Raw genomic sequence first — 22,675 nt, 5'->3', positions numbered from 1 at the left:
AGTGGTAACGATGAAAGAAAAATTGCTACAGGCACTATGGCAGTTAACACTTGCACAAGAAAAAGCATTAGAGGATGATGAAATAGAGGAATTTGAGAAATTTCTTAATCAAAAAGAAACCTTAATTCATCAGTTAAAAGTAGTAAGAGAAAAAGAAGGGATGGATTGGTCAGAAACAGAGAAACAACTTGTTAAAAAGTTGCAAGAGGTAGATGCAAGGATGAATACTTATTTTCAGCAGGAGCTTGAAGCTACTAAAAAAGAGATAGGAAAAATAAGAAATCAAAAAAAGGTAGCACATTTCTATAATCACCCTTATTCAACAGCCAGCGAAGAAGGTATATTTATTGATAAAAGAAGGACTTAGATTATTTTATATAAGATTAGGAGATAAGGTATGGAGGAGCTATTTCAAAAACTAAAAGGTATTATAGAAGTGCTAGAGCAAATCAAAACTCTTACAGATAATCAAACAACTGTGCTCCTAAGTGAAATAACAACTTTAGAAGAAGAAAGTAACTTATTGGATATGATTGAGCAGATGGCGGCCTATAAGGATGAAATGATGAATGCACTTCATAAAGAAGAAGATGAATTTCAAAAGCTTTATGCTATGCACAAACAAAGCTTAGCAGAAAGTAATTGCCTAGCGGATATTCAAAAGCAAGTAGGATCTATTTTACAAATGCAACAAATCATCGTAGAGACTGAACAAAACAATTTACTTTTAATGCAAAAAAGGGTAAGAATGAAATCAGAAAAAGTAGCTTTACCAGCTAATCATGCAAAAGTAACTGCTGCCTATCAAAGACAACAAAAGAAATCCTAAATTTAGTAATAAAATAATGAATAATAAGCTTGACTACCTATTTAAGAGTATGATATATTTGAAGTGTACCTTAATAGGTCTTTTTTTTATGGCAATTTTAAGAGATTTAACACAAGTGGAGGTGTCAAAAGTGAGAGTACAAATTACTTTAGCTTGTGAAGAATGCAAGCAAAGAAACTACACCATGACAAAGGATAAGAAAAAACATCCAGACCGCATGGAAACTAAGAAATATTGCAGATTCTGCAAAACACACACACCACACAAAGAAACTAAAAAATAGTTTGTGTGAGAAATAGCCAGGGAGGAAAAAGGTTATGGTAGAATTTTTCAGAGACTTTATTGCAGAAAGTAAACGAGTGGTATGGCCTAACAGACCAGAGTTATTTAAGATGACATTTAATGTTGTTGGACTATCTGTAATGGTTGCACTTATAATTTTTGTAATGGATTATGCATTTAGCACCGTAATCAGTTTATTACAAGGATTATTATAATAATGGAGGAACAAACATGGAGAAAGCAAGTTGGTATGTAGTTCATACTTTCTCAGGCTATGAAAACAAAGTAAAAGCTAATATAGAAAAAGCGATTAAAAATCGAAATATGCAAGAACTCATCCACGCTGTAGAAGTTCCTTTGCAACAAGAAATCGAAGAAAAAAACGGTGTAAAGAAAACCGTACAGAGAAAAGTTTTCCCTGGGTATGTATTAATCAAGATGATAATGACAGATGATACTTGGTATGTGGTAAGAAATACCAGAGGGGTTACAGGATTTGTAGGTCCTGACTCCAAACCTGTTTCACTTTCATTAGATGAGGTTAAAAATATGGGAATCGATACAGCAGTGCTCATGCCAAATGTAGCTGTTGGAGATGCGGTAACGCTTCTTACAGGTGCGTTTGAGGGCTCAGAAGGTATTGTCAAAGAAGTCCATGCTTCTAAAGGTACAGTTGTTGTATCTGTTAGTGGTTTTGGACGAGAATTCCCAGTAGAGATAAGCATGAATCAAATAGAAGTGCTTGTCTAAAGGCCTGCACCGGTTTCGATGTAAGCTTCAATATGAGTAATCATTAAATTACGACGCGCGAGTGGGAGGGAATTCCCCGCGAATACCACATTTTTAGGAGGTACCGATAATGGCAAAAAAAGTTACAGGAATGATCAAATTACAAATTGCTGCTGGTAAAGCAACTCCAGCACCACCAGTTGGTCCAGCTCTTGGTCAACACGGTGTAAATATCGTTCAATTTACAAAAGAGTTTAATGAAAGAACAGCAAAAGATGCTGGTCTCATCATCCCAGTAGTTATTACTGTATATGCAGACAGATCTTTCTCTTTCATTACAAAAACTCCACCAGCTGCAGTTCTTTTAAAGAAAGCTTGTAAAATTGAATCTGGTTCAGCAAACTCTATCAAAAATAAAATTGCTAAGATTTCTGAAGAAGAAATTCGTAAAATTGCTGAGCTTAAAATGCCTGACTTAAACGCAGCGAGCGTTGAAGCAGCTATGAGCATGATTTCTGGAACAGCTCGTTCTATGGGAATCACAATTGTAAAATAATCTTTGAATTTATAGAGGCGCGTAACTTATTACGTGGGAGGGCAATGCCCCGATAAAACCACAAGGAGGTAAAGTAATGAAAAGAGGAAAAAAATATATTGAAGCAGCTAAGCTTGTAGACCGTACAGCAATGTATGATCCATCAGAAGCTTTTGCGTTAGTTGAAAAAACAAAAACTGCTAAATTTGATGAGACAGTAGAAGCTCATATCAAATTAGGTGTAGATAGCCGTCATGCTGACCAACAAGTTCGTGGTGCAGTAGTATTACCACATGGTACAGGTAAAACTCAAAGAGTTTTAGTATTTGCTAAAGGACCTAAAGCTGATGAAGCATTAGCAGCAGGTGCTGACTTCGTTGGAGCAGAAGATTTAATCCCAAAAATTCAAAATGAAGGTTGGTTTGAATTTGATATCGTTGTAGCAACTCCAGATATGATGGGTGTTGTAGGTAGATTGGGTCGTGTACTTGGACCAAAAGGTTTAATGCCAAACCCTAAAGCTGGTACTGTAACTATGGATGTTACAAAAGCTATCAATGAAATCAAAGCTGGTAAAATCGAATACCGTCTTGATAAAACAAACATCATTCATGTTCCAATTGGTAAAGTATCATTTGGTACAGAAAAATTAAAAGACAACTTCCACACATTAATGAGTGCAGTTATCAAAGCGAAACCAGCTGCTGCTAAAGGTCAATACCTTCGTAGCATCTCTGTTTCATCAACAATGGGCCCTGGTATCAAAATCAACCCAATGAAAGCTGAAGAATAATCTGCAAATATATAAAAAGAGTTATTGCATAGCGGATACATAGCTAATGCAATAACTCTTTTTTGTGAATAGTTCAACTTTCTGTTGAAAGAGTTGAAATGTGTACCACAAACAAAGTCATAAGATTTTGCAGTGTATTGGTTAAATCTATGTCCTACATATCTTCACAGAACATGAAAAATAATTTAACATACGTTTTTTGATCATCCTGATTCCAGCGGACCCACTCCAGAATGGTATATCTGGTAAATATAATAGCTGTATGGCTAACCACTACATCATAGGTACGGTGCTGAAATTTCTGTTTTCGTTGTCACAAGGAGAGAGCCAAATACATCTCTAGCGCCTTCAAAATCTACAAACCTTCTCGATTTTGGAAGCTTGTATTGTTTGCTTTTGCAGGTGTAGCGTTGTTTTAACTGCTTAACCATTCCAATGGAGTGTAATCCAAGAGATAGGGTCTCTTTAATCATTGACTCAGTGGTAAACCAAGTATCCATCAAAACGTAATCAGCTGTGATAACAGAATTGTCCAATACAAAAACCTTTACTCTTTCAGGACGAGTATTTTTAGAAACAGGCTAATTTTTCTGTTTAGAATTCAGGAAATGAAACAGAGTCTTTCTCTAAAATACTAGAAGTAATAAAAATTTAAATACTTAATACGCTGGAACTTCACTGGGTTTTCTAATAGTGACTTTCCAAAGCATCTTTCCAACGCCTAATTCCTTGATGGCATTGGCAAATTGATTTTCGATATGGTCATATGAAGTATTATGGTTTATCATAAGTTTAGCACTTTTCTTGTATGATTTTGTTTTCACTAAACTTATTATACCAAGGTTAGGTGCTTTTTTTAGGTCAATGCACTGAATTATCAAGTTGTTTTTCTTGATTTATCAAGCGTTGACCGCACTTTTGAGATGGTAAAGTTGAGTAAGCAATAGTTAGATATTTATAGGCTAATATTAATTATTTATGAAGTAAGTCGAAATATAATATAAATGTATTTATACTGTGAGAGATGGGAGTAAGATAATGCAGGGTGAAGTTATAATTATAGATACACAGACTATGGAGACTCCGAAGGTGGGTAGTAATCTTTATGAATCAAGGAAAAACAACTATACGAATCGTGAGAGAGCAACTATACCTGAGGTAAGTATATATGTCGTAGCATATAACAGACTAGACAAAACACGCTATTGCATAGAATGCATCTTAGCACATACTAAAAATGTAGATTACGAACTCATATTATTGGACAACGGTTCTACTGATGGAACGTTAGAATTTTTTGAGAGTGTGGTACATCCTAGAAAAAAGATTATAAGAATTACTAAAAATATAGGTACCGGTTTTCTATTAAGTGAAATTCTTAGACATTACACCGCAAATATTTTAGTTGGAGTTTGTAATGACGTTTATGTGACAGAAAATTGGTTAGCAAATATTTTAAGATGTATAAAATCAGATTGTAGGATAGGACTAGTTGTTCCTATGTCATCTAATGTAAGTAATCTTCAAGATCCAAGACTAAATTTTAAAACATGTGAAGAGATGCAAGCACAAGCAAGGCTATTTAACATTAGCAATCCTAAAAAATGGCAAGAAAGAATGCGGTTGGTGACTCCTATAATGGGGATTAGAAGAGAGGTACTTGATACAGTAGGCGTGTTTGACACAGGATTTTTTCATGATTTTGGTGAGGATGATATGTGCTTTAGAATACGACGTGCCGGATATAAAATGATATTATTAGGTGACACATTTGTTCATCATGATCATAATATTTTTATTGGTGAAAATAAGGATTCAGAAGTATTTAGAGAATCCTTAGCAAGGGGAGCACAAAATTTTAAGGATAAGCATTATGGTATAGATGCATGGGAAGATATTTTGAATATGGAAACCCCCCTTATTCAAATGTTACCAAATGTTATTAAACAAAAGATAAAGCTTCATTTGTTGGGAATTGATATTAGGTGTGGCGCACCTTTGTTAGAGCTTAAAAATTATTTAAGGTGCAATTCTAATGTACAACAGCTGTTAATCTCTGGTTTTACGACGCAAGCTAAGTATTATGCTGATTTGCAGACGGTATGTAATACAGAGGTGGCGTGTGATAGAATGGATTATTTAGAAGAATACTTTGATAAAGAGTCAGTAGGGTGTATTCTCCTAGGAGAACCCATTAATACATATGATAAGCCTATACGTATTATTGGACGATTGTTAGCATTACTTGAAAAAGGAGGAGTATTGCTATGTAAGCTTACTAATACAATGGATGTTAGAATGTTGTATGGTATTTTGGGAAATAGGGAAATAGTAGATAAAGAGATGCCAATACATATTTCCATAGATGATTTATTTATATGTTTGCAGCAAATGAATATAGAGGATATAAAAATTTCTGCTATAAATCATCAACTTGATGAAAATGGTAGAGGGGTAATTAATACTATTTTTCAAACTCTTGAGTTACCAGAAGATAGTGAGATAATAAATAGAATAGTATGCAAAGAATATCTCTTATGCATTCAAAAGTAAAAAAATAAGTAAAACATTAAATGTAGATTGATTTTATGATATAGAAACTACTTTCTTTTGAAGTATTTTTAGTACTGAAAAAAATAGGTAATATGTAAAACTATATAGAGAGCGTGAAGACATGAATAATATATATGATTTAGAAAAAATGTTAGATGACTTTGAAAATAATTTATTAGATAAAAATATGGATAAGGTTGTAGAGTTAGATAAAAAATCCATTTTACTCTATGGAGCGGGCAATATAGGCAAGAAATTATATAGAAAGTTAAAAGAAGGAACATTTAATATAGTGGGATTTATAGACAAAAATAAGGAAATAGATAAATCTATATATGAAGTGAATGTATACTTACCAGAGGCAGTAGAATTAGAGGAATATAAAAGTAAAGCAGTAGTCATTTTGGCAGGATTATTTTCTTTAAGTGTTACAAAAGACATTAAAAATAGATTATATGAACTTGGATTTAAAAATGTTTATGGATTAAATGAAATTAACTGTTCCACTATTAGGAATAAAGCATTTTATGAGGAAATATTCAATGATCCGTATAATAAGGAAGATATATTAAACAGAGATAGAGACAAAGTAATACAAGCATTCAAATTGTTAGAGGAAGAACAAGATAGAAAATTGTATATTGGATATATAGAATCACGTTTAAAAGCAGATTTTTCTAATTTAGAATTACCTCAAGACATATGCAAACAATATTTAGCAGATGATATTAGTATTAAAAAGGATTATTCTAGATTTATAGACTGTGGTGGATTTGATGGGGATACTATAAGGAATCTTATTAATAGTAATATTGATATTCAGTCTATAGCTGTTTTTGAACCTCAAAATGACTTATGTAGAAAAATAGCAGATTACATTAAGATAACACCAAGTATTGAATTTGCAACAGTATTTCCATGTGGTGTACATTCAGAGTTTGCAAAACTAAAATTCAATACCTGTGCAGAAGCAACATCATCTGCCAGAGTAGATACACATGGAGATGATATTATTCAGTGTGTGGCTATAGATGATGTATTAAAAGGATTTAAACCTAGCTTTATTAAAATGGATATAGAAGGTGCCGAGGTAGATGCCATAAAAGGTTGTAAAAACACAATAATAGAAAATCATCCACAATTAGCTATTTGTGTTTATCATTCTATCTCTCATATATGGGAAATACCACTTTTAATTAGTAGTTATTATTCAGGATACAAGTTTTATCTAAGAAGTTACAACTTTATGGGGTTTGAGACAGTTTTATATGCCTTTCCCACTGAATAGGAGGAAGAGATGATACAGGTTGTCCACGTAGCAGCACATTTAGGGGGAGGAATTGGCAGGATTCTTTCTAGCGTAGCTATTTGTTCAAAAGAAAATAAACAGGTTAGGCATACTATTTTGACCTTGGAAGAGACACAAATTTCTCAATTTCAAGATTTATGTAGGGAACATGATATTCAAGTTATAGGACAGGCTAACTGTAATGTTGAAGAGTTAATAGAAGAAGCAGATATAGTACAGGTGGATTGGTGGCATCATCCCCTTACCTCTGAATTTATGAGTAAGTATTTAGAAAAAATAAAATGTAGATTAGTAATATGGAGCCATATATCTGGGTGCAACTATCCTTACATATCACCACAGTTAGTTAAAGTGGCAGATCAATTTTTATTTTCCACCCCTTTTTCTTATGAAAATAGTGGTTGGTCAAGAGAGCAAAGAGAAGAAATTAAAACTATATCAGATGTTATTATAAGTTCGGGAGTAGATTTTAAAGGTGCAGTTGTTAAAAAAGAGCATAATACGTTTAATGTAGGGTATATAGGTTTCTTAAGTTATAATAAGATCCATCCAGAGTTTGTGAAATTTTGTGAAGCGGCAGCTCATATACCAAATATAAATTTTGAAATTATAGGTGATATGAGTTATGGAGGACAATTACAAGTTGATGTTAATAACTCATCACTAATAAAAGATAGGGTAGTATTCGAGGGATATGTTTTAAATGTAGAAGAAAAGTTAAGAGAGTTAGATGTATTTGGATACCCACTTAATCCAGAGCATTATGGCACAGCAGAGAACGCGTTACTTGAAGCTATGGCTGCTGGTGTAGTGCCTGTAGTGCTTAACCAATGTATAGAGAAGTATACTGTTCAACATATGAAAACAGGTCTCATTGTAAATAATATTAAAGAATATGGTGAAGCAATTCATTGGTTATCTAAATACCCAGAGGAGAGAATCAGATTAGGAAATAATGCATCAGCATTTATTATTAGAGAGTATAGTGTGCAAAAAACAGTTGAACGGCTAAATGCACATTATATAAAGTTGATGCAAAAGCACAAGACATTTCATGATATAAGGGGGGTAGTGGGAACAACACCATATGAATGGTTTAAGAGTGGCTATAGTGGAGATGATGAAAGGATTACAGGCAATGCTTTTGCTGAGACAAAAGGCTCAGTAAAGCATTATGTTAAGTATTTTCCACAAGATAAAAAATTAAGAGAGGTTGTTGAAAAAAATGAAAGCAGAATTAAAACCATATTATGATACCAATAGAAAGAAATTAGCAGAAATTATTCCTTTACAGGCGCCTTTTACAGTATATATTGAGCAAACAAGATATTGTAATTTTAAATGTTTTTATTGTATGCATGCCACTCGAGATATAGAAGGTGGTGCTTTTCAACAACTTGGACATAGGATAAAACATATGGATTTTAACATGTTCGAGCTCATAATCAAGCAGTTAAAAGAATTTCCAACTGGAATAAAAAGAATAGTATTTTCAGGTTTAGGTGAACCATTAATGAATCCTGCATTGCCAGATATGGTGAAGTTAGCAGTAGATAGTGGAGTTGCTGACAGAGTAGAGATTATTACAAACGGAGCTTTATTAACTCCTGAAACAAGTGATAAACTTATTAAAGCAGGGGTAACTAATATTAATATTTCAATACAAGGAATTTCTGCCATTCAGTATGAGGAGACTTGTGGTGTGAAAATAGACTTTAATAGATTTGTTGATAATCTGAAGTATTTATATGATCATAAAGGTAATATTCAAATATATATTAAAGCCATTGATGCCACATTAAAAACTAAAGAAGCCGAACAAGCTTTTTTTGATATATTTGGTAATATATGTGATAAAATATATATTGAGCATCTTATAGTAATGCAGAAGGAAATGGAAGAACTAAAAGCAGTAGTAGATGAAAGTAGAAATTTTTATAATGAAAAAATGGAGGATGAGAGGAAAGTATGTGCACAGTCTTTTTATTTTCTTCAAATTGGTTGTGATTATGATTTGTTCCCATGTCCTAATCCAGGATTACCAGTAAGTTTGTCAATGGGAAATTTAAAAGAAAATACATTGTTAGAAATTTGGAATGGTGAAAAAAGAAAGAAATTATTAAGAACCATGCTAGAATTTAATAGAAATTCAATTCCTACATGTGATCATTGTACTACTTTCAAGTGCATTAGTAATTCAGCAGAAAATTTAGATATGGATGCTAAAAATTTAATTAAATACTTTGAATAGATAAATCCAATAATAGAGGGGGTAACATATGGCATCAGAAATTAAACCTATTTATGGAACGGAAAGAACAAAGTTATCAGAAGTTCTTCCCTTAGATACACCTTTTAGTATATTTGTATTTCCTACAACTTACTGCAATTTCAAATGCGTTTATTGTGCGCATTCTATGGGGCACAATAAGATGAAAGAAGCTTATGATTTTATACCTGAAACTATGAGTATGGAAGTTTATGAAAAATTTATTTTTCAGATGAAACAATTTCCAAAGAAATTGAAGATGCTTTCACTTACAGGACAAGGTGAACCGCTTATTAATAAAAATTTGCCACTTATGGTGAGAATGGCAAAGGAAGCGAATATAGCTGAAAGAGTAGAGATTATTAGTAATGGAGCATTACTTACACCAGAATTATCAAATGCCCTTATAGAAGCAGGATTAGACACCTTAAGGATTTCTTTACAGGGGATTACCTCAGATAAATACCAAGAGATATGTGGTGTCGGTATTGATTTTGATAAATATATGGAAAATATAAGATACTTTTATAAAGCTAAGAAACAAACGAAACTTTATGTGAAGATTATGGACGTGGCATTAGCGAAGGAAGAAGAACAGGAATTTTATAAACTGTTTGAAGAATGCTCAGATAGGATGTACATAGAAAAGATGCTTCCTGCATATGATGGGGTTAGTTTAACTAAAAATATGCAAGTAGATTATGATCGGTATGGTAGAAAACATGAAAAACGAAAGGTGTGTCCACTTCCTTTTTTTATGTTAGGAATTTTTCCTAATGGGGATGTAGAGCCATGTGATACTATTTACAAACCTATTGTGTTGGGGAATATTAATGATGGATTATTATTAGATATGTGGAATGGACCTCTTTTAAAAAAATTTTGGAGAGAGCAGCTAAAAGGCAATAGATATGAAAATAAACGCTGTGCAGTGTGTTGTGCACCAGATGATGTTTCTCACCCAGAGGATGTTTTGGATAATGAAGTTGAGGTACTACTAACAAGAATTGATAGTAAGACACAGAAAAGTTGTGGTGGGAGAAAATGAAGGCTATTAGGATAGATGGTCAAACCCCAGGAGGCAAACGAACAAATCTTGCCCAAGCATTACCGCTAGATACACCCTATATTGTACAGGTGTTTCCGGTGTATGCATGTAATTTTAGCTGTGAATATTGTATTCATTCTGTACCTTTAAATGAGAGAAGTTATATTGCAGATAAAAAGATGTTGGAATTGGGTGTTTATAAAAAGTGTATAGATGATTTAACTAGATTCCCACAACCTATTAAAATGTTACGCTTTGCAGGGACAGGGGAGCCTTTGTTGCACCCTAATATTACAGAAATGGTAGCATATGCCAAAGAAAAGGGCGTGGCTAAGAGTATAGATATAGTGACCAATGGGGCACTTCTTACTAAAAAATTAGCAGATAAATTAATTAGTGCAGGACTTTCAAAATTAAGAATATCAATACAGGGAGTAACAGAAAAGCAATATAAAAATATTACACAGAGGGAAGTAAATCTAGAAGAATTGGTACAAAATATAAGCTATTTTTATAAGAATCGAAAGGAAACACAAGTATACATAAAAATTATTGATTGTGCTATTGAAAAGAATGAAGAAACATTATTTTTTGACATGTTTGGAGATATTTGTGACACCATTGCCATTGAACATTTATTACCTGCAGTTCCACAAATTGATTACAAGAGTAAGTTTAATGTGACAACCCATGCGGTTACGCAAAATGGAAATAAACTTTTAGAAACTCAAGTATGTCCTCAACCCTTTTATATGATGCAGATTAACCCAGAAGGTAATATTGTACCTTGTTGTGCAATGGAGACTACAACCATTTTGGGAAACTGTACGGAAGTCAGTCTTTATGATATATGGAATGGAAAAGAATTTAACTCTTTTCGGCTAAAACAATTAAGTAATCAAAAAAATGAATATCCTATATGTCGTACATGTAGTCAATATAGATATATGATGAGTGAAGAAGATTTACTGGATAAAGAGGTCAAAAGGTTGATTGATTTTTATCTTTAATTGCTACGAGATTAAACAAAGAAATGTTGTAGCAATTTATGGAAGTTAAATTTATATATGGTAGTTAGATTTATATATAGAGTAAGTTAATATATATTAAAAGGTGGGGACAGTATGAAAAAAGCAAATCAGTTACTAGTTATGCCTCGTGTGGTTGATAGAGTAGGAGAGTGGTACACATTTCCTTTAGGGATACCGTATGTATCTTCTGCGTTAAAAAGAGCAGGTTATAATATATATACTTTGAACTTGAATAATGTGGAAGGTGATGTATATGACATTTTAAAGTATGAGATAGAACGTAATGATATTGAAATTATTTCTACTGGTGGATTATCTTTTCAATATAATGCCATTAAGGAAATAGTATCAGAAGCAAAATATATAAAAAAAGATATCGTGACAATAGTAGGTGGAGGAATTATAACTAGTGTTCCTGAGGTTGCAATGGAGGCATTAGAATTTGTAGATTATGGAATTATTGGTGAAGGAGAAATAACAAACTGTGAACTAACTGAAGCTATAGAAGAGGGTAAAAACATAGGGAAAATTAAAGGCATTATCTATAAGAAAGATGGAAAGTATGTCAGAAATTTACCTAGACCAGAAATAGAAGATCTAGATACTATTCCGTTCCCAGACTATGAGGGGTTTGGATTTGATAAGATAATGAACGCAGAGGCTTGTACTTTAGGGATTAATCATACTAACACTATTACTATGTTATCCAGTCGTTCATGCCCATTTCAATGTACATTTTGTTTTCATTCTAGTGGGAAAAAGTATAGGCAGCGTTCACTTAACAATTTCTTTGAGGAATTAGATTATTTAGTCGAAAAGTATGGTGTTAAATATATCTTTATAGCAGATGAACTTTTTGCCTATAATATGGAGAGGGTTAAAGAGTTTTGTTCATGTATTAAAAAATATGATATAAAGTGGCATGCTCAATTTAGAGTATGTGATATTACTGAGGAATTAGTACTCTTATTAAAAGATAGCAACTGTGAGATTATGGGATTTGGATTAGAAAGTGCAGATAATCGTATTTTAAAGAGCATGAAAAAGGGAATTACCATACAACAGACAGAAAAAGCACTAAAGTTAGCATATGATGTGGGTATTGCAACTCAAGGAACATTTATTTTTGGTGATGTTGAAGAAACAATAGAAACAGCAACTAATACGCTTAATTGGTGGAAGGAACATTCATATTATGCAATAGGATTAATTTTTGTTACCACTTTTCCTGGTACACCTATATATAAATATGCCGTTGAAAAAGGAATAATAAAAGACGAAATTGCTTTCTTAAAAGAAGGGTGTCCCACTATAAATATATCAAAAATGACAAAGGATGAAGTTGCATATATATCTCAACAGATATCTATACTACCACAACAAAATTTAAAGGTACCATTTCAGATAAGAAATGTAGAAATTGATAAGATTAAAAAGAATATATCTTTTAGAGCTAAATGTGCCACATGCAAATCGGATAATGTGTGGGAACATGTGAGGCTATTCAATAGAAACCCTATAACTTGCAAAGTATGTGGTCAACGTCATAAAATGCCTATCATGAAAGATATTGTTCTTGAAATAAATAAAAATCTTGGAGAGCTTTTGAAGGAATCAAAGAAAATAGGTGTATGGGGAATTAATGATTACATATGTGAATTTTTTGAGTATGTAGATCAGATTAGTGATGAAGGTATTTACTTTATAGATTCATCAAAAATGAAACAAGGCAGTATTTTAAATGGGAAAATTGTATATTCTCCTGAAATTATTGCTCAAGAAAAAATAGATACTATAATTATTCCCCTAGTGGACTATTTTAGTGTTATTGAAAAGCAAGCAAGAGCAGAATATAAAGCCATAGTAAGAGTCATTTCTTTGACTGATTTAATATAGTTTAAATATAATGACATAAGTTTGATTTGAAATAGCTGTTGATGTTAATGTGAATAAATTAAAGCACTATTTAATAAAGATATTCAATAACGTGATAATAAGAAATTGAATATGAAATAGTAGTACATGAAGGGAAAGCGAGATATTATAATTATGGGAAAATGTTTATCTAGTAAAAACATATATACTATACATAATACTAGACTGCCAGGTTGCAAGGAGATTATATGTAATGGTTTTTACGACAATCGAGGTATATCTATAAAATATTTTCATAAGTCAACTTTTCATTTACTAGATATAAAGGAAGAATTCTTTGAGGATTTAATGGTAACATCTAAAAAAGGTGTTATTCGTGGTATGCATTTTCAAAACCCACCTTTTGGACAGGCTAAACTTGTTTATTGTATTAAGGGAAGGATTAAAGATGTTATTTTAGATATAAGGGAAGGGTCTCCGACATATGGACGATATGATACTATAGAACTTACTGAAGAGAAGAGAAATATGCTGTATATCCCAGAAGGCTTTGCTCATGGGTATATGGCATTGGAGGAAGATAGTATTATATTTTATAAGATGTCCAATGAATATAATAAAGACTACGAAGGTGGTATTAGGTGGGATAGCTTTGGTATGAATTGGGGGAATGAAAAATTTATACTTTCAGAAAGAGATCAATCTTTTAAGAAGCTATGTCAGTTCAATTCACCATTTGTTTATAAGTAATATATTGATTTAAAAGAGGGATTATCATGAAGAATTCAGAGCAAATAAAGCAAGAAATTATGAAGTTGGTTGAGGAGTATTATCGGCAAGAACATTTAAAACATGATGAATACTTACAAGGTGATAGAGTTCCTTATGCGGCAAGAGTATATGACGAAAGAGAACTTGAAAATCTTATAGATGCTAGTTTGGAATTTTGGCTAACATCTGGAAGATATACAAAGGAGTTTGAAATAGGGTTAGCAAAATTTCTAGACGTTAAATATTGTTATAGTTGTAACTCAGGTTCTAGTGCCAATTTACTTGCATTTATGGCACTTACGTCGCCTCTTTTAGGTGAAAGGAGAATCAATAGGGGGGATGAGGTGATTACGGTTGCAGCAGGTTTTCCTACTACAATATCACCTATTATTCAATATGGGGCTGTACCAGTGTTTGTAGATATCACTATTCCTGAGTACAACATTGATTGTAGTCAGTTAGAGTTAGCAAGAACAGAAAAAACAAAGGCAGTAATGATAGCCCATACTTTAGGGAATCCGTTTAACCTAGAAAAAATACGTCAGTTTTGTAATAGATATAATCTATGGCTAGTAGAAGATAATTGCGATGCATTAGGTTCTAAATATTACATTGATAATGAATGGAAATATACAGGAACGATAGGTGATATTGGAACATCAAGTTTCTATCCACCACACCATATAACCATGGGAGAGGGAGGAGCAGTATATACGAACAATTCTATTTTGGCTAAAATTTTATTATCTTTAAGAGACTGGGGGAGAGATTGTTGTTGTCCTTCAGGTGTAGATAATTTATGTAGTAGTCGATTTAGTAAGCAGTACGGAGAGTTACCAGTGGGATATGATCATAAATATGTGTATGGTCATTTGGGATATAATCTTAAGATTACAGATATGCAAGCGGCTATTGGATGTGCACAATTAGAAAAGCTTCCCAATTTTATTAAAGCTAGGAAAGAAAATTGGGAATACTTAAGGCGGAAATTAGAGCATATGAATACTGTATTTACTTTGCCGGAAATGGATGAAAATACAGAGCCAAGTTGGTTTGGATTTGTGATAGGGGTAAAAGCTAATACTCATTTTAATAGAAATGATATTGTTAAGTACCTAGAATCTAAAAAGATTCAGACGAGGATGCTATTTGCAGGTAACATTATAAAACATCCTTGTTTTGATACAATAAGAGATACAAAGCAGTATAGGCAAGTAGGTGATTTGCATAATACAGAGTATGTAATGAATAATGTATTTTGGATTGGTGTCTATCCAGGGATGACCAGAAGTATGCTTGACTATATGGTTAGGTGCATAGAACAATATGTTCAACGCTCTATGGGAGAATAAACGAGTACTCCAAGGATTAATTTCTTTGGAGTATTTATTATACAGAAAGGAAAAATGCATGAAGATATTAGTAAGTGGAGCTACAGGATATATTGGTTCAAATTTAGTGAATAAATTGATAGAAGAAGGAAATGAGGTTCATGTTTTAGTAAGAAAGGATTCGAATTATTGTTTAATAGCAAGTAAGATTAAAGAAAAAAATATTCATGTATATACCCAGGATATACAAAATTTAAATGATATCTTTAATGAGGTAAGACCTACAGTAGTTATACATTTAGCATCACTGTTTAAGGTGAATCATGAAAAAGAGGATGTAGAAAGACTTATTAGTAGCAATATTTTATTTGGAGCCCAGTTGTTAGAGGTTAGTGTATTGTGTGGAGTAAAATATTTTCTTAATACGGGAACGTATTGGCAACATTATTTGGGAGAAGATTATAATCCTGTTAACTTATATGCTGCAACAAAAGAGGCTTTTGAAAAAATAGCAAAATTTTATTTGGAAACTTCAGATTTAAGAATAATTACGCTAAAATTAATGGATACTTATGGACCACGTGATTCAAGAGGAAAAATCCTTAATTTAATCAAGGATGCATCTCAAACAAATAAAATTTTAGAAATGTCAGGTGGGGAACAAGAATTAGGATTAGTTTATATAGATGATGTAATTAAGGCTTATAAAAAAGCATTAAAAGAATTAGTAGCCATGAAGGCACATGAGGAAAAGACATATATTGTGTCACCTAAAGAATACTTAACACTAAAAAATGTTGTGAAGATATTTGAAGAGGTAAGTAATAGAAAACTAAATGTATACTGGGGAAAGAGGCCTTATCGAACAAGAGAAATAATGAAGATTCAATGTAAAGAAAAAAATATTTTAGCAAATGAAGAAATATTAAATCTAAAAGATGGGCTTGCTAAGATGTTGGAAATAGATAGGGAAGAATAATTGTAGATACTATTTTAAAATAAGTAAAATGTCGATATAAATAATATATAAATTAAGGTAGGTAAAGTATATGAAACTAGTTATTTTAGCAGGGGGTTATGGAAGCCGACTTGGTGAAATTACAAGCATTGTTCCTAAGCCTATGGTGGAAATAGGTGGTAAGCCTATATTATGGCATATCATGAAGATATATTCTCATTACGGTATTAAGGACTTTGTTATTTGCTTAGGTTATAAATCACATTTGATAAAAGACTATTTTTTACATTACAAAGAGCGAACGAATGATTTTACTGTTCATTGTGGAGATGGGACAGTAGAGTTTCATACTCAGCATGATGAACAGGAATGGAAGGTAACCTTAGTTGATACAGGATTAGATGCTTTAAAAGGTGCTAGACTTAAGAAAGTAGAAAAATATTTAGATGAAGGAATAAATCTACTTACTTATGGAGATGGATTAGCTAACATTAATATTGATGAACTAATTAATTATCATTTAAACAAACGAAAATTAGTTACAATCTCAGGAGTACATCCTCCAGCTAGATTTGGGGAACTAATAGAGGAAGGTGGTATTCTGAAGAGTTTTGAAGAGAAATCACAAACTTCACAAGGGCTTATTAATGGAGGTTATATGGTATTTGAAAGAGAGCTTTTAGATTATCTTACTGAAGATGATAATTGCGATTTAGAATATGGAACATTTGAAAGGCTTGCTGAAATGGATAAAATAGCTGTTTATAAGCACGAGGGATTATGGACTTGTATGGATAATGAAAGAGATTTAGGACAATTAATTAATATGTGGAAGAAAGACAAAGCTTTTTGGAAAGTATGGTAGGTTAAAGTTACTAAGGATAATAGCATTAAAACTTTCAATACCTATTTTTTACATGATATTAAAAGTTGACAAGCTTATTTTATAGTGTTATACTAATTCATGTTAATAAAAGAATACTGTACCGCAGACAGTAGGTGCCTTAGGGCTTAACGCAATGCAACCTACCGAGGTCTTTATAATAAGGACGGAAGTGTGTCGTTTTGCCTGCGGATAGATAAGCAAAACGATTTTTTTATTGAGTAAAACAAGGAGGTGTAACAATGGCAAAAGTAGAACAAAAACAAGTGGTTGTTAACCAAATTAAAGAAAAACTTAACGGAGCTTCATCGGTTTTATTAGTAGACTACCGTGGTCTTACAGTAGACCAAGATACTAAGCTTCGTAAAGAACTTCGTGAAGCTGGTGTAGAATACAAAGTATTCAAAAACACTATGGTTAACTTTGCTATTGAAGGCACAGAATTCGCTGAGATTTCTAAAGATCTTGAAGGACCAACAGCTATTGCTATTTCTTATGAAGATGCAACAGCAGGACCAAGAATTCTTGCAAAAGCAGCAAAAGCTAATGAAAAACTCGGATTTAAATCAGGTGTTGTAGAAGGTCACTACTATGACGCAAAAGGCATGATGGCTATCGGTAACATTGCACCAAGAGAAGAATTACTTGGTCGTTTACTTGGAAGCTTCAAGTCTCCAATTGCAAGTTTTGCACGTGTTATCAAACAAGTTGCAGAAAACAAAGCAGAATAATAAAAACTATTTTAATAAAAAATTACGGAGGTGCTTATAATGGCAAAATTATCAATCCAAGAAATTATTGATGCAGTTAAAGAATTAACTATTTTAGAATTAAACGATTTAGTATCAGCATGTGAAGAAGAATTTGGTGTATCAGCAGCAGCAGGTGTTATGGTTGCAGCAGCTCCAGGTGCAGCAGCAGCTGAAGAGAAAACTGAATTTGATGTTGAGCTTACAGAAGCTGGCGCAGAAAAAATCAAAGTTATCAAAGTTGTTCGTGAAATCACAGGTCTTGGCTTAAAAGAAGCTAAAGAAGCTGTAGATGGCGCTCCAAAAGTTCTTAAAGAAGGCATATCTAAAGAAGATGCTGAAGCAATTAAAGCTAAATTAGAAGAAGTTGGCGCTAAAGTTACATTAAAATAATAAATGTAAATAATAAAGAGGAGATACCTAGGTATCTCCTCTTTTGTATATAGAAGTAAAAATAAGTGATACATATACATTTACCCCTTGAAAGCATAAAAGGGCAATGGTATAGTTAAACTGAATTCAATTTGGTAGTAAATAGAAAATACAAAATGCTAAAAAATACGCATAAAAAAAGAAAAAAGGTTGACTTAACCTTTTTTTTGTGATAGCATTATAAAATGCGCTAATATGCTAATTAGTCACATTGATTTTTTATCATTATAGCACAGGAAATAACTATTTACAATACATATTCTGATTTTAGTTAATTGTTTATGGACAAGTTTCTAAGAAGTGAATGTGTCATATTTTTGATTTTCTATTCTGAAACGATGCAGCTTGCTGCATTATTTATAAATTTTGCAAGGGGTGAGAAACACATGCAAAAATCTACAATGCACCCAGTTAACATGGGTAAACAAATTCGCATGAGCTACGCTAAAACAAAGGATGAAGTTTTAGAAATTCCTAATCTTATTGAGATTCAAAAATCATCTTATGAATGGTTTTTATCAGAAGGTCTAAAAGAGGTTTTTCAAGATATTTCTCCAATCACTGATTTCAATGGTACCCTCATTTTGGAGTTTGTGGATTTCTTTTTAGATAGCAAACCTAAGTATACTATTGAAGAATGTAAGGAAAGAGATGCTACTTACTCAGCGCCGCTTAAAGTAAGAGCACGTCTCCATAACAAAGAAACAGGCACAAGTGTTGATAGTGATGTTTTTATGGGCGATTTCCCTATAATGACAGAAACAGGTACCTTCATTATTAATGGTGCTGAACGTGTTATCGTTAGTCAGTTAGTACGTTCTCCTGGTATTTATTATGGTGTTGCCTTTGATAAAACAGGTAAAAAATTATTTTCATCCTCTGTTATCCCTAATCGTGGGGCTTGGCTTGAGTATGAGACAGACTCTAACGATATTTTTTATGTAAGAGTGGACCGTACACGTAAAGTACCTATTACTGTATTATTGCGTTCTTTAGGTTTGGGAACAGATGCTGAGATTATTGAGAAATTTGGCGAAGAGCCTAAAATTATTGAAACCATTCAAAAGGATACAAGTAAAACCTATGAAGAAGGTCTCCTTGAGATGTATAAACGTATTCGTCCAGGTGAACCTCCCACAGTAGATAGTGCTGAAACACTTCTTCGTAATATGTTTTTTGATCCAAAGAGATACGACCTTGCAAAAGTAGGACGTTATAAATTTAACAAGAAGCTAGCACTTCGTAACCGCGTAACAGGATATATCTTAGCAGATAACGTCATTAATCCATTTACAGGTGAAGTAGTAGCTAGTAAAGGTGAGAGGATTACCGTTAAATCGGCAGATGCTATCCAAAATACAGGAGTAGAAGCTATTCTTGTTGAAGTACCTGGCTCTGACAGGCTTATCAAAATCCTTACCAATAGAACAGTAGATATTTCTAGCTTTATTGACTGTAATCCAGCTGAACTTGAAATTAGAGATACTGTTTACTACCCTGTGTTAGAAGAAATTTTAACTCAGTATCAAGATATTGAAGATATTAAGAGAGAAGTACGTACTAGAAAGAATGAACTTATTCCTAAAAGCATTACTTTAGATGATATTTTTGCATCTGTTAACTATAATATTCATCTTGAATATGAAATTGGTTATACAGATGATATTGACCACTTAGGGAATAGACGTATTCGTGGTATTGGTGAGCTTTTCCAAAATCAATTCCGCATAGGGCTATCTCGTATGGAAAGAGTTGTTCGTGAAAGGATGACCATCCAAGACCAAGAGGCAATTAATCCTCAAGCTTTTATTAACATTAGGCCAGTATCGTCTGCTATAAAAGAATTCTTTGGAAGCTCTCAACTTTCACAGTTTATGGATCAAAACAATCCATTAGCAGAGCTTACTCATAAGAGAAGGTTATCTGCTTTAGGACCTGGTGGTCTTTCAAGAGAAAGAGCTGGTTTTGAGGTGCGTGATATTCACCACTCTCACTATGGACGTATGTGTCCTATCGAGACACCTGAAGGTCCTAACATCGGTCTTATTAACTCATTAGCTACTTTTGCACGTATTAATGAGTATGGTTTTATCGAAGCACCTTACCGTATTATTGATAAAACAGGATCAGAGCCACGTGTAACAGATGAATATATCTATATTACAGCTGATGAAGAAGAAAAATATACAATTTGTCAAGGAACAGAACCTCTTACAGAAGAAGGTTATTTCGTTAATAAACGTGTAACAGGTCGTCGTGGTGAGGAAATCCTTGCATTTGATTATAAAGATGTGGATTTAATGGATGTTTCTACAAAGCAACTTGTTTCTGTAGCAACGGCACTTATTCCTTTCCTTGAGAATGATGATGCGAACCGTGCTCTTATGGGTGCGAACATGCAACGTCAAGCTGTACCACTTATTTCAACCAATAGCCCAATTGTAGCGACTGGTATGGAATATAAGATTGGTATGGACTCTGGAGCTTTAGCAGTTGCCAAAGAAGATGGTGTTGTAGAAAAAGCATCTGCTAGAGAAATTATCATTAAAGATAATGAAGGCAAAAAGCATTCTTATAAATTAGCTAAATTTGAGCGTAGTAATGCAGGAACTTGTATTAATCAACGTTGTCTTGTAACAAAGGGTGATGTGGTTAAGGCAGGAGACGTACTTGCAGATGGACCTTCTACTCAAAATGGTGAACTAGCTCTTGGACAGAATCCGCTTATTGGTTTTATGACATGGGAAGGTTACAACTACGAGGATGCGGTTCTTCTTAGCGAAAGACTTGTAGAAGAGGATGTTTATACCTCTATTCATATTGAAGAATATGAGCTTGAGGCACGTGATACGAAAGTAGGACCAGAAGAAATCACAAGAGACATTCCTAATGTAGGGGAAGATGCTCTTAAAGATTTAGATGAGCGTGGGATCATTCGTATTGGTGCGGAAGTGCGTTCAGGAGATATTTTAGTAGGTCGTGTTACACCAAAGGGTGAGACGGAACTTACAGCAGAAGAAAGACTTTTACGTGCTATCTTTGGAGAAAAAGTACGTGAAGTAAGAGATACTTCTTTACGTGTGCCTCATGGTGAAGCAGGTATTATCGTAGATGTAAAGATTTTTACACGCGAAAACGGAGATGAATTAGACCCAGGTGTTAATCGTATGGTGCGCTGCTATATCGCTCAAAAGAGAAAAATCTCTGTAGGAGATAAAATGGCAGGAAGACATGGTAACAAAGGGGTTATCTCTAGAGTACTTCCAGTAGAGGATATGCCTTTCCTTCCAAATGGTAGAGCATTAGATATCGTTCTTAACCCACTAGGGGTACCCTCACGTATGAATATTGGACAGGTACTTGAAATTCACTTAGGTCTTGCTTCTAAGGCTCTTGGTTTCAAAATTGAAACGCCAGTATTTAATGGTGCAACAGAGCAAGATATCATGGATACACTTGAGATGGCTAATGACTACGTTAATTTACCTTGGGATGAGACAGAAGCTAAAGAAAGACAACAAGAAGATTTAACCAATACTTTTACGGCAAAATGGTCTGAAAAAGTCAATGAGGGTGTTATAAATTATCTTGATGAAAATAGAGAGCATCGTTCAGAGTGGAAAGGTGTTCCTATTGATAGGACAGGTAAAATCCGATTAAGAGATGGTCGTACAGGAGAAGAATTCGATAATCCTGTTACTGTAGGCTATATGCATTACCTTAAACTACACCACTTAGTAGATGATAAAATGCATGCACGTTCAACAGGACCTTATGCGACTATTACGCAACAACCACTTGGAGGTAAGGCGCAATTCGGTGGACAACGTTTCGGAGAGATGGAGGTTTGGGCACTTGAGGCTTATGGTGCTGCTTATACACTTCAAGAAATATTAACTATTAAATCAGACGACGTTGTTGGTCGTGTAAAAACTTATGAATCGATCGTTAAAGGTGAAAACATACCTGAACCAGGTATTCCAGAATCCTTCAAGGTACTTCTTAAAGAGCTACAATCACTTGCTCTTGATGTAAGAGTTCTGACAAGTGACTTAAATGAAGTGGATATCAAAGAAACTGTAGATGATGGTCAAGGTATTAGCGTTAACATTGAAGGTCTTGAGGATGTGCCTGTAGCTGATGATTATATAGGTGACATAGATGTTGAGGTTGAGGTTGACGTAGATGCTGAAGTAGACCCAGATATCTTTGAGGAGCCTATCGAATTAGATTTTGAACCTGAAGATGATATATTGTTTTCAGAAGATGTTGTAGTAGACGATTTAGATTTATAAATA

At 33.4% G+C, this 22,675-nt stretch carries 22 protein-coding genes and 1 other annotated feature; of the genes, 21 read left to right on the top strand and 1 reads right to left on the bottom strand.

What is annotated here, in order from left to right; all coding sequences use genetic code 11:
• The first annotated feature begins 10 nt into the window (after nucleotides 1-10).
• From CS063_RS06630 to rplA, 7 genes are all read left to right on the top strand, one after another.
• Entirely contained in the window at nucleotides 11-367 is a 357-nt protein-coding gene (locus CS063_RS06630) for a hypothetical protein (protein WP_099448906.1), read from the top strand.
• A gap of 30 nt (nucleotides 368-397) precedes the next feature.
• Nucleotides 398-829: a hypothetical protein gene (locus CS063_RS06625; RefSeq protein WP_099448905.1), complete on the top strand. Its 432-nt coding sequence runs from the start codon at nucleotides 398-400 to the stop codon at nucleotides 827-829.
• A gap of 130 nt (nucleotides 830-959) precedes the next feature.
• On the top strand, nucleotides 960-1,112 hold the full coding sequence (rpmG, locus tag CS063_RS06620; protein WP_099448917.1) for a 50S ribosomal protein L33: 153 nt from the start codon (nucleotides 960-962) through the stop codon (nucleotides 1,110-1,112).
• A gap of 34 nt (nucleotides 1,113-1,146) precedes the next feature.
• Entirely contained in the window at nucleotides 1,147-1,326 is a 180-nt protein-coding gene (gene secE, locus CS063_RS06615; RefSeq protein WP_099448904.1) for a preprotein translocase subunit SecE, read from the top strand.
• A gap of 16 nt (nucleotides 1,327-1,342) precedes the next feature.
• Nucleotides 1,343-1,861 (top strand): transcription termination/antitermination protein NusG, encoded by a 519-nt coding sequence (nusG, locus tag CS063_RS06610; RefSeq protein WP_099448903.1) that lies wholly within the window; start codon nucleotides 1,343-1,345, stop codon nucleotides 1,859-1,861.
• A 109-nt stretch (nucleotides 1,862-1,970) separates the two neighbouring features.
• Complete coding sequence (rplK, locus tag CS063_RS06605; protein WP_099448902.1) at nucleotides 1,971-2,396, top strand: 50S ribosomal protein L11; 426 nt, start codon at nucleotides 1,971-1,973, stop codon at nucleotides 2,394-2,396.
• Nucleotides 2,397-2,472: 76 nt separating this feature from the next.
• Nucleotides 2,473-3,168 carry a 50S ribosomal protein L1 gene (gene rplA / locus CS063_RS06600; RefSeq protein ID WP_099448901.1) on the top strand — a complete coding sequence of 232 codons (696 nt, stop codon included), beginning with the start codon at nucleotides 2,473-2,475 and terminating at the stop codon, nucleotides 3,166-3,168.
• Nucleotides 3,169-3,827: 659 nt separating this feature from the next.
• Here the strand turns inward: rplA and CS063_RS17835 are convergent.
• On the bottom strand, nucleotides 3,828-3,956 hold the full coding sequence (locus CS063_RS17835) for a hypothetical protein (protein WP_308415445.1): 129 nt from the start codon (nucleotides 3,954-3,956) through the stop codon (nucleotides 3,828-3,830).
• 250 nt (nucleotides 3,957-4,206) lie between these two features.
• Between CS063_RS17835 and CS063_RS06590 the strand changes: the two genes are divergently transcribed.
• The 14 genes from CS063_RS06590 to rpoB all read left to right on the top strand — a co-directional run bounded on the left by CS063_RS06590 (nucleotide 4,207) and on the right by rpoB (nucleotide 22,672).
• Nucleotides 4,207-5,721, top strand: coding sequence for a glycosyltransferase family 2 protein (locus CS063_RS06590; protein ID WP_099448899.1), 1,515 nt, complete (start codon nucleotides 4,207-4,209; stop codon nucleotides 5,719-5,721).
• A 121-nt stretch (nucleotides 5,722-5,842) separates the two neighbouring features.
• The gene (locus tag CS063_RS06585) at nucleotides 5,843-7,009 is read left to right on the top strand and encodes an FkbM family methyltransferase (protein WP_099448898.1); all 1,167 of its coding nucleotides are present in this window, start codon (nucleotides 5,843-5,845) and stop codon (nucleotides 7,007-7,009) included.
• 9 nt (nucleotides 7,010-7,018) lie between these two features.
• Nucleotides 7,019-8,284, top strand: coding sequence for a glycosyltransferase family 4 protein (locus CS063_RS06580; RefSeq protein WP_099448897.1), 1,266 nt, complete (start codon nucleotides 7,019-7,021; stop codon nucleotides 8,282-8,284).
• Complete coding sequence (locus tag CS063_RS06575; protein ID WP_099448916.1) at nucleotides 8,256-9,281, top strand: radical SAM protein; 1,026 nt, start codon at nucleotides 8,256-8,258, stop codon at nucleotides 9,279-9,281. Before CS063_RS06580 ends, CS063_RS06575 begins: the two co-directional genes overlap by 29 nt.
• Nucleotides 9,282-9,309: 28 nt before the next feature.
• The gene (locus CS063_RS06570) at nucleotides 9,310-10,347 is read left to right on the top strand and encodes a radical SAM/SPASM domain-containing protein (protein WP_099448896.1); all 1,038 of its coding nucleotides are present in this window, start codon (nucleotides 9,310-9,312) and stop codon (nucleotides 10,345-10,347) included.
• The gene (locus CS063_RS06565) at nucleotides 10,344-11,357 is read left to right on the top strand and encodes a radical SAM/SPASM domain-containing protein (protein WP_099448895.1); all 1,014 of its coding nucleotides are present in this window, start codon (nucleotides 10,344-10,346) and stop codon (nucleotides 11,355-11,357) included. The genes CS063_RS06570 and CS063_RS06565 overlap by 4 nt, the downstream gene beginning before the upstream one ends.
• Before the next feature lie 114 nt (nucleotides 11,358-11,471).
• A complete protein-coding gene (locus CS063_RS06560) occupies nucleotides 11,472-13,274 on the top strand; it encodes a B12-binding domain-containing radical SAM protein (protein ID WP_099448894.1) in 1,803 nt (600 codons plus the stop codon).
• A 126-nt stretch (nucleotides 13,275-13,400) separates the two neighbouring features.
• Nucleotides 13,401-14,003 (top strand): dTDP-4-dehydrorhamnose 3,5-epimerase family protein, encoded by a 603-nt coding sequence (locus CS063_RS06555; protein ID WP_308415444.1) that lies wholly within the window; start codon nucleotides 13,401-13,403, stop codon nucleotides 14,001-14,003.
• 26 nt (nucleotides 14,004-14,029) lie between these two features.
• Nucleotides 14,030-15,376, top strand: coding sequence for a lipopolysaccharide biosynthesis protein RfbH (gene rfbH / locus CS063_RS06550; protein WP_180270711.1), 1,347 nt, complete (start codon nucleotides 14,030-14,032; stop codon nucleotides 15,374-15,376).
• Between the two features lie 58 nt (nucleotides 15,377-15,434).
• Nucleotides 15,435-16,334, top strand: coding sequence for an NAD-dependent epimerase/dehydratase family protein (locus tag CS063_RS06545; protein WP_099448892.1), 900 nt, complete (start codon nucleotides 15,435-15,437; stop codon nucleotides 16,332-16,334).
• Nucleotides 16,335-16,404: 70 nt separating this feature from the next.
• The gene (gene rfbF, locus CS063_RS06540) at nucleotides 16,405-17,178 is read left to right on the top strand and encodes a glucose-1-phosphate cytidylyltransferase (RefSeq protein ID WP_099448891.1); all 774 of its coding nucleotides are present in this window, start codon (nucleotides 16,405-16,407) and stop codon (nucleotides 17,176-17,178) included.
• A 103-nt stretch (nucleotides 17,179-17,281) separates the two neighbouring features.
• Nucleotides 17,282-17,420, top strand: a sequence feature (ribosomal protein L10 leader region).
• An 18-nt stretch (nucleotides 17,421-17,438) separates the two neighbouring features.
• Nucleotides 17,439-17,927 (top strand): 50S ribosomal protein L10, encoded by a 489-nt coding sequence (gene rplJ / locus CS063_RS06535; RefSeq protein ID WP_099448890.1) that lies wholly within the window; start codon nucleotides 17,439-17,441, stop codon nucleotides 17,925-17,927.
• 39 nt (nucleotides 17,928-17,966) lie between these two features.
• Nucleotides 17,967-18,338 (top strand): 50S ribosomal protein L7/L12, encoded by a 372-nt coding sequence (gene rplL, locus CS063_RS06530; RefSeq protein WP_099448889.1) that lies wholly within the window; start codon nucleotides 17,967-17,969, stop codon nucleotides 18,336-18,338.
• 425 nt (nucleotides 18,339-18,763) lie between these two features.
• A complete protein-coding gene (gene rpoB, locus CS063_RS06525; protein ID WP_099448888.1) occupies nucleotides 18,764-22,672 on the top strand; it encodes a DNA-directed RNA polymerase subunit beta in 3,909 nt (1,302 codons plus the stop codon).
• Nucleotides 22,673-22,675: the final 3 nt, after the last annotated feature.

The organism is Sporanaerobium hydrogeniformans (assembly GCF_002735925.1).
GTDB lineage: Bacteria > Bacillota > Clostridia > Lachnospirales > Cellulosilyticaceae > Sporanaerobium > Sporanaerobium hydrogeniformans.
The sequence above is the reverse complement of the archived record's forward strand: the minus strand, read 5'-3'. Positions and strand labels throughout refer to the sequence as shown.

Bases quoted from the DNA above. Each gene is read 5' to 3' on its own strand.
- CS063_RS06630 (WP_099448906.1), top strand. From the start codon at position 11: ATGAAAGAAAAATTGCTACAGGCACTATGGCAGTTAACACTTGCACAA.
- CS063_RS06625 (WP_099448905.1), top strand. From the start codon at position 398: ATGGAGGAGCTATTTCAAAAACTAAAAGGTATTATAGAAGTGCTAGAG.
- secE (WP_099448904.1), top strand. From the start codon at position 1,147: ATGGTAGAATTTTTCAGAGACTTTATTGCAGAAAGTAAACGAGTGGTA.
- nusG (WP_099448903.1), top strand. From the start codon at position 1,343: ATGGAGAAAGCAAGTTGGTATGTAGTTCATACTTTCTCAGGCTATGAA.
- rplK (WP_099448902.1), top strand. From the start codon at position 1,971: ATGGCAAAAAAAGTTACAGGAATGATCAAATTACAAATTGCTGCTGGT.
- rplA (WP_099448901.1), top strand. From the start codon at position 2,473: ATGAAAAGAGGAAAAAAATATATTGAAGCAGCTAAGCTTGTAGACCGT.
- CS063_RS17835 (WP_308415445.1), bottom strand. From the start codon at position 3,956: ATGATAAACCATAATACTTCATATGACCATATCGAAAATCAATTTGCC.
- CS063_RS06590 (WP_099448899.1), top strand. From the start codon at position 4,207: ATGCAGGGTGAAGTTATAATTATAGATACACAGACTATGGAGACTCCG.
- CS063_RS06585 (WP_099448898.1), top strand. From the start codon at position 5,843: ATGAATAATATATATGATTTAGAAAAAATGTTAGATGACTTTGAAAAT.
- CS063_RS06580 (WP_099448897.1), top strand. From the start codon at position 7,019: ATGATACAGGTTGTCCACGTAGCAGCACATTTAGGGGGAGGAATTGGC.
- CS063_RS06575 (WP_099448916.1), top strand. From the start codon at position 8,256: ATGAAAGCAGAATTAAAACCATATTATGATACCAATAGAAAGAAATTA.
- CS063_RS06570 (WP_099448896.1), top strand. From the start codon at position 9,310: ATGGCATCAGAAATTAAACCTATTTATGGAACGGAAAGAACAAAGTTA.
- CS063_RS06565 (WP_099448895.1), top strand. From the start codon at position 10,344: ATGAAGGCTATTAGGATAGATGGTCAAACCCCAGGAGGCAAACGAACA.
- CS063_RS06560 (WP_099448894.1), top strand. From the start codon at position 11,472: ATGAAAAAAGCAAATCAGTTACTAGTTATGCCTCGTGTGGTTGATAGA.
- CS063_RS06555 (WP_308415444.1), top strand. From the start codon at position 13,401: ATGAAGGGAAAGCGAGATATTATAATTATGGGAAAATGTTTATCTAGT.
- rfbH (WP_180270711.1), top strand. From the start codon at position 14,030: ATGAAGAATTCAGAGCAAATAAAGCAAGAAATTATGAAGTTGGTTGAG.
- CS063_RS06545 (WP_099448892.1), top strand. From the start codon at position 15,435: ATGAAGATATTAGTAAGTGGAGCTACAGGATATATTGGTTCAAATTTA.
- rfbF (WP_099448891.1), top strand. From the start codon at position 16,405: ATGAAACTAGTTATTTTAGCAGGGGGTTATGGAAGCCGACTTGGTGAA.
- rplJ (WP_099448890.1), top strand. From the start codon at position 17,439: ATGGCAAAAGTAGAACAAAAACAAGTGGTTGTTAACCAAATTAAAGAA.
- rplL (WP_099448889.1), top strand. From the start codon at position 17,967: ATGGCAAAATTATCAATCCAAGAAATTATTGATGCAGTTAAAGAATTA.
- rpoB (WP_099448888.1), top strand. From the start codon at position 18,764: ATGCAAAAATCTACAATGCACCCAGTTAACATGGGTAAACAAATTCGC.